The 1,679-nt window shown below is 66.9% G+C and carries 3 protein-coding genes; all 3 read right to left on the reverse strand.

Features of this window, described 5'->3' with window-relative positions:
* Positions 1 to 311 (reverse strand): AIR carboxylase family protein (locus tag EN906_RS33265; protein WP_206529243.1); only part of this gene is annotated, 311 nt, incomplete at its 3' end.
* Between the two features lie 100 nt (positions 312 to 411).
* Complete coding sequence (locus EN906_RS33270) at positions 412 to 1,305, reverse strand: ribokinase (protein WP_127272233.1); 894 nt, start codon at positions 1,303 to 1,305, stop codon at positions 412 to 414.
* On the reverse strand, positions 1,302 to 1,679 hold a 378-nt coding region (locus EN906_RS33275; protein WP_127375728.1), incomplete at its 5' end, for an SIS domain-containing protein. The genes EN906_RS33270 and EN906_RS33275, both read right to left, overlap by 4 nt.

Consider the following 1,679-nt stretch of genomic DNA (forward strand, 5'->3'; position numbering starts at 1 on the left):
GACAGCAGCGAATCCTGCCCGGAAAGCGCTTTCGATTCCACCGGCACGCCGAACACCGGCAATGGCGTCATCGCCGCCGTCATGCCGGGCAGGTGTGCTGCACCGCCGGCGCCGGCGATGATCACCTGATAACCGGCCGCCTTGGCGCCCTTGGCGAAATCATAGAGCCGGTCTGGGGTGCGATGCGCGGAGATGATCAGCCGTTTGTGCGGGATGCCGAGTGCTTCCAGCGTTTCGGCCGCATGGCGCATCGTCGCCCAGTCGGACTGGCTGCCCATGATGATGGCGACGTCGGCGCGTTGATCGTCCAAGTCCGTGTTCCCCGGCGACAAAGGCGCGCCTTAGCGGAATTCGCGCGAGGCCGCAAGGACAGGCGGCGGCCGCAGCTCTTTGCAACGTTGAATCAGGCCATCAGATGCCGTCGCGCTCGGCCTCTGGCGTCGAGACCAGCAAGGCCGAAGCCGCGTTGGCGGCGGTGATGGCCGCCCGCATGGTCTGCCCACGGGCAAGTCCCGCGGCCAGCGCGCCAACGAATTCATCGCCGGCGCCATGCGTGCTGGCGACCTTGACGGGGATGGCGGACAGAGCAAACGCCTCACCGCTCCGATCGCAACAGGCGACGCCCTCGCCGCCCGCCGTGACAATCGCCACCGGATAAAGATCGGCCAGCAGCCGTGCGGCTTGGGCGGCCCCGTCCAGCGTCTCGAACACTGCTGTGCCAGCCAGGAATTCAGCCTCGATGGCGTTGACCACCAATATGTCGACCAGCGCGATCAACTCGTCGGAGAGTTCGCGCGCGGGGGCCGCGTTGAGCACGACGCGGCCGCCCCGTGCTTTGACGGCGCGTGCGGCGGCAATGTTGCCGGCTTCCGGCACTTCGTTCTGCAACAAAAGCACTGCCGTTTGGACCATCACATCGGAAGCAGAGGCAATGTCGGCATGGCCCAGTGTCAGATTGCTGCCCGAGACGATCACCGCGCCATAGTCGCCGCCCGCGTCGAAGATCGCCACGCTCATGCCGGAGCCGGCGCCAGCGGCCACCCGCACGAAGCGGTGGTCGACCACTGCGCGATTGAGATTGGCCAGCAACGCCCGCCCGAAATCATCGTCGCCGACGGCGCCGATCATCGCCGCGCGCACGCCGGCCCGCGCCGCCGAGACAGCCTGATTGCCGCCCTTGCCGCCGCATTTCGGGTGCCAGGCATGGCCGGTCACCGTCTCGCCCTTGCGCGGGCGGTCGGGCGCGTCGACCATGATGTCGTAGTGCAAGCTGCCGAACACGGTGACCAGCGGCGATGTCGTCATGAGCCCCGGTCTTTTCGTTTCGATGTCACCGCGGACATGGTGCGGCCGAGATTGCGCTCCGCCGCCTGATAATCGCGCTGTGCCACCGCCACGAACAGCGCGTCGAGGATGTTGAGCTGGGCAATGCGCGCCGCTGCGTTCTCGCCCATCAGCGGCGAGCCTTGCGCGGTCGAGCAAAGCACGATGTCGGCGACCGCAGCCAGCGGCGAGTTGTCGTAGTTGGTGATGGCCAGCGTGCGGGCACCGTTCTTGCGGGCCAGCTGGATGGCGTCGATGACGGCCGACGTGTTTCCCGAATGCGAGAAGCCGACGGCGATGTCGTCGCCGCCGAGCAGCGAGGCCGACATCAGCATCATATGCGAATCGTCATAGAC

This window comes from Mesorhizobium sp. M7A.F.Ca.CA.004.06.1.1 (assembly GCF_003999135.1).
In the GTDB taxonomy this organism is placed as follows: domain Bacteria; phylum Pseudomonadota; class Alphaproteobacteria; order Rhizobiales; family Rhizobiaceae; genus Mesorhizobium.